This is a genomic window from Pedobacter fastidiosus (assembly GCF_014306625.1).
GTDB lineage: Bacteria > Bacteroidota > Bacteroidia > Sphingobacteriales > Sphingobacteriaceae > Pedobacter > Pedobacter fastidiosus.
This window is the reverse complement of record NZ_JACRYL010000044.1, coordinates 1-5,389: the sequence shown is the minus strand read 5'-3', so window position 1 is coordinate 5,389 and position 5,389 is coordinate 1. Positions and strand designations below refer to the sequence as shown.

Below are 5,389 nucleotides of genomic sequence, written 5' to 3'. Positions count from 1 at the left end.
AGATATATACGACCAGCCGTGAGGCTTTATGGTCACCAAGTTCTTAAAAGAGATGTCAATGTAGCGTAGCGGCGGTAATGAAGTACATATTCAAGTACAGAGTACCCTGCTTTATTTTAAAGACGGTGTCTAACAGACACAAACAAAAAGAAGACCATTTTTAACATGGTTAAAAACTGGTCAGAATCTTACAACACATTTTACAATGGAGAGTTTGATCCTGGCTCAGGATGAACGCTAGCGGCAGGCCTAATACATGCAAGTCGAACGATACCTTGGGGCTTGCCCCTTGGAAAAGTGGCGCACGGGTGCGTAACGCGTATGCAACCTACCTCTATCTGGGGGATAGCCCGGAGAAATCCGGATTAATACCGCATAAAATCACAGTACGGCATTGTACAATGATCAAACATTTATGGGATGGAGATGGGCATGCGTGTCATTAGCTAGTTGGCGGGGTAACGGCCCACCAAGGCGACGATGACTAGGGGATCTGAGAGGATGGCCCCCCACACTGGTACTGAGACACGGACCAGACTCCTACGGGAGGCAGCAGTAAGGAATATTGGTCAATGGAGGCAACTCTGAACCAGCCATGCCGCGTGCAGGAAGACTGCCCTATGGGTTGTAAACTGCTTTTATCCGGGAATAAACCTCTCTACGTGTAGGGAGCTGAATGTACCGGAAGAATAAGGATCGGCTAACTCCGTGCCAGCAGCCGCGGTAATACGGAGGATCCAAGCGTTATCCGGATTTATTGGGTTTAAAGGGTGCGTAGGCGGCCTGTTAAGTCAGGGGTGAAAGACGGTAGCTCAACTATCGCAGTGCCCTTGATACTGACGGGCTTGAATAGACTAGAGGTAGGCGGAATGAGACAAGTAGCGGTGAAATGCATAGATATGTCTCAGAACACCGATTGCGAAGGCAGCTTACTATGGTCTTATTGACGCTGAGGCACGAAAGCGTGGGGATCAAACAGGATTAGATACCCTGGTAGTCCACGCCCTAAACGATGAACACTCGCTGTTGGCGATACACAGTCAGCGGCTAAGCGAAAGCGTTAAGTGTTCCACCTGGGGAGTACGGTCGCAAGATTGAAACTCAAAGGAATTGACGGGGGCCCGCACAAGCGGAGGAGCATGTGGTTTAATTCGATGATACGCGAGGAACCTTACCCGGGCTTGAAAGTTAGTGAAGATACCAGAGATGGGATCGTCCGCAAGGACACGAAACTAGGTGCTGCATGGCTGTCGTCAGCTCGTGCCGTGAGGTGTTGGGTTAAGTCCCGCAACGAGCGCAACCCCTATGTTTAGTTGCCAGCACGTAATGGTGGGGACTCTAAACAGACTGCCTGTGCAAACAGAGAGGAAGGAGGGGACGACGTCAAGTCATCATGGCCCTTACGTCCGGGGCTACACACGTGCTACAATGGACGGTACAGAGGGCAGCTACATAGCAATATGATGCGAATCTCACAAAGCCGTTCACAGTTCGGATTGGGGTCTGCAACTCGACCCCATGAAGTTGGATTCGCTAGTAATCGCGTATCAGCAATGACGCGGTGAATACGTTCCCGGGCCTTGTACACACCGCCCGTCAAGCCATGGAAGTTGGGGGTACCTAAAGTATGTAACCGCAAGGAGCGTCCTAGGGTAAAACCGATAACTGGGGCTAAGTCGTAACAAGGTAGCCGTACCGGAAGGTGCGGCTGGAATACCTCCTTTCTGGAGCAGCACCGTCTACCCGCTTCGCAACATGATACTCTTATAAAAAGAAAAAAAGAAACACCCAGAGGAAAACGGTGTGGCGTACCATAACACATGGTCTCGGCATAACGGCGACAGGCTGGGGCAGCAGAGGAAAGCGGTAGCGGTAAGATACTATATACCGCCTACGGAGCGCCCTGATCAAAGTCCCGTAGCTCAGCCTGGTTAGAGCACTACACTGATAATGTAGGGGTCTCCAGTTCAAATCTGGACGGGACTACCATTGATATCCTTTCGGGGGATTAGCTCAGCTGGCTAGAGCGCCTGCCTTGCACGCAGGAGGTCAACGGTTCGACTCCGTTATTCTCCACTATTGGGCCCAAGGCCCATGGACCAAAGCGGAAAGCTTTCAAAAAACACAAACTGTACCAGGATTGGTAAACTGCATTGACATAATTGAGAAAAAAAGAAACGCCAGAGGGGCACACGAAACGGTTCGAGACCGGTACTTTCTACTAACGAGACCAAGCTGAGGGCTTGAGCGCAGGCAATGAAACCTGCAATCTGATACCCCTTGCGTAATCTCCGGAAAGTTCTTTGACATATTGGAAGAAGTTAAAAAAGAAGAGCAAACAACAATAGGCGACTGTTGTGTTTGTGCTCGCCCTGCGGAGTAGCGATACGATGCTGGGCATGAGACATCATGACAAGAGCGAAAAAAGCATTTCCATAGGCGCAAAAGGCTATGGAGAGAAGAAAGTAATAAAGAGTACACGGGGGATGCCTTGGCTCTCAGAGGCGATGAAGGACGTGATAAGCTGCGATAAGCTTCGGGGATCTGCAAATATGAATTGATCCGGAGATTTCCGAATGGGGCAACCCGGCTGGTTGAAGACCAGTCACCATAATGGAGCAAACCTGCCGAACTGAAACATCTAAGTAAGCAGAGGAAGAGAAAATAACAATGATTTCCTGAGTAGTGGCGAGCGAAAGGGAAAGAGCCCAAACCATCCATGTTACGGCATAGGTGGGGTTGTAGGACTGCGACGTGGCATTGACAGACAGAAGTGGAATGGGATGGGAAGCCCAGCGGTACACGGTGATAGCCCGGTACACGTATAGAATGTCAGTCTAGCAGTATCCTGAGTACCGCGAGGTCGGAGACGCCTTGTGGGAATCTGCCGGCACCATCCGGTAAGGCTAAATACTCCTGAGAGACCGATAGTGAACCAGTACCGTGAGGGAAAGGTGAAAAGAACCCCGAACAGGGGAGTGAAATAGAACCTGAAACCGTGTACTTACAAGCGGTCGGAGCGTCCAGGTGGCGTGACGGCGTGCCTTTTGCATAATGAGCCTACGAGTTACTCTTTCCTGGCAAGGTTAAGTGTTTAAGACACGGATCCGAAGCGAAAGCGAGTCTGAATAGGGCGTATAGTCAGGGGAGGTAGACGCGAAACCTTGTGATCTACCCATGGACAGGTTGAAGGTGCGGTAACACGTACTGGAGGACCGAACCGATAAACGTTGAAAAGTTTCCGGATGATCTGTGGGTAGGGGTGAAAGGCTAATCAAACTGGGAAATAGCTCGTACTCCCCGAAATGTTTTTAGGAACAGCGTCGACGTTGAGTTATATAGAGGTAGAGCTACTGATTGGGTGCGGGGGAGTCAAATCCTACCAAATCCAGACAAACTCCGAATGCTATATAATATAGTCGGCAGTGAGGCCCGGGGTGCTAAGGTCACGGGCCGAGAGGGAAAGAACCCAGACCATCAGCTAAGGTCCCCAAGTTACAGTTAAGTTGAACTAACGAGGTCCGATTGCACAGACAGCTAGGATGTTGGCTTGGAAGCAGCCATTCATTTAAAGAGTGCGTAACAGCTCACTAGTCGAGCGATCGGGCATGGATAATAAACGGGCATTAAATTGTACACCGAAGCTATGGGATTGAAATATATCGGTAGGGGAGCATTCCATGCGCAGTGAAGGTATCTGGTAATGGGTGCTGGAGCACATGGAAAAGCAAATGTAGGCATAAGTAACGATAAGGCGGGAGAGAAACCCGCCCACCGAAAGGATAAGGTTTCCTGATCAACGCTAATCGGATCAGGGTCAGTCGGGACCTAAGGAGAACCCGAAGGGGAAATTCGATGGACAACTGGTTAATATTCCAGTACTTTTTATAACTGCGATGTGGGGACGGAGTAGTGACACTGCCGCGATCTGACGGAATAGATCGTTGAAGACAGTAGGTATTGGACCGGTAGGCAAATCCGCCGGTCTAGCTGAAAGTCGATAGTACCGCGAGCCCCCGGGTGAGCGGATAGCGCAGGTAATCAGACTTCCAAGAAAAACCGCTAAGCTCCAGGTTATAAAAACCCGTACCGCAAACCGACACAGGTATCCGGGAAGAGAATTCTAAGGTGCTCGAGTGAATCATGGCTAAGGAACTCGGCAAAATGGCCCTGTAACTTCGGGAGAAGGGGCGCTGGCAGCAATGTCAGCCGCAGTGAAAAGGCCCAGGCGACTGTTTAACAAAAACACATGGCTTTGCAAAATCGAAAGATGAGGTATAAGGCCTGACACCTGCCCGGTGCTGGAAGGTTAAGAGGGGATGTCATCCGCAAGGAGAAGCATTGAATCGAAGCCCCAGTAAACGGCGGCCGTAACTATAACGGTCCTAAGGTAGCGAAATTCCTTGTCGGGTAAGTTCCGACCTGCACGAATGGTGTAACGATCTGGGCGCTGTCTCAGCCATGAGCTCGGTGAAATTGTGGTCCCGGTGAAGACGCCGGGTACCCGCAACGGGACGGAAAGACCCCATGCACCTTCACTACAGTTTAACATTGACACTGGCTACAGGATGTGTAGGATAGGTGGGAGGCTTTGAAGCGGCGTCGCTAGGCGTCGTGGAGCCAACGTTGAAATACCACCCTTTCTGTATTCGGTGTCTAATCCCGCATAGCGGGAGACATTGTTTGATGGGTAGTTTGACTGGGGTGGTCGCCTCCAAAAAGGTAACGGAGGCTTTCAAAGGTAAGCTCAGTACGCTTGGTAACCGTACGCGGAGTGCAATAGCATAAGCTTGCTTGACTGTGAGACAGACAAGTCGATCAGGGTCGAAAGACGGATATAGTGATCCGGTGGTTCTGCATGGAAGGGCCATCGCTCAAAGGATAAAAGGTACGCTGGGGATAACAGGCTGATCTCCCCCAAGAGCTCATATCGACGGGGAGGTTTGGCACCTCGATGTCGGCTCGTCACATCCTGGGGCTGGAGAAGGTCCCAAGGGTTCGGCTGTTCGCCGATTAAAGTGGCACGCGAGCTGGGTTCAGAACGTCGCGAGACAGTTCGGTCCCTATCTGTTGTGGGCGTAGGAATTTTGAGTGGGGCTGACCTTAGTACGAGAGGACCGGGTTGGACTAGCCTCTAGTGAATCTGTTGTTCCGCCAGGGGCATTGCAGAGTAGCTACGCTGGGAATAGATAAGCGCTGAAAGCATCTAAGTGCGAAACTAGCCACGAGATGAGAATTCCATATAGGACCGTAGAAGACTACTACGTCGATAGGCTACAGATGTAAAGGTGGCGACACCACAGTCGAGTAGTACTAATCATCCGAGGCTTTCAAAGGCAACAAATCGTTGTTTGCTCTTCGAAACTTAACTTCTTCCAATTATATGTCA

Annotated in this window: 2 tRNA genes and 2 rRNA genes; all 4 read left to right on the top strand. The window is 50.6% G+C overall.

What is annotated here, in order from left to right:
• Window positions 1–202: 202 nt before the first annotated feature.
• The 4 genes from H7U22_RS22655 (at window position 203) to H7U22_RS22640 (ending at window position 5,336) form a co-directional block, all read left to right on the top strand.
• Window positions 203–1,724 (top strand): 16S ribosomal RNA (locus H7U22_RS22655).
• A gap of 187 nt (window positions 1,725–1,911) precedes the next feature.
• Window positions 1,912–1,989 (top strand) — tRNA-Ile (locus H7U22_RS22650).
• A gap of 13 nt (window positions 1,990–2,002) precedes the next feature.
• Window positions 2,003–2,076: transfer RNA gene (locus H7U22_RS22645), tRNA-Ala, on the top strand.
• Window positions 2,077–2,459: 383 nt separating this feature from the next.
• Window positions 2,460–5,336: ribosomal RNA gene (locus H7U22_RS22640) — 23S ribosomal RNA — on the top strand.
• The 16S and 23S rRNA genes sit together here with 2 tRNA genes alongside, the layout of an rRNA operon.
• Window positions 5,337–5,389 lie beyond the last annotated feature (53 nt).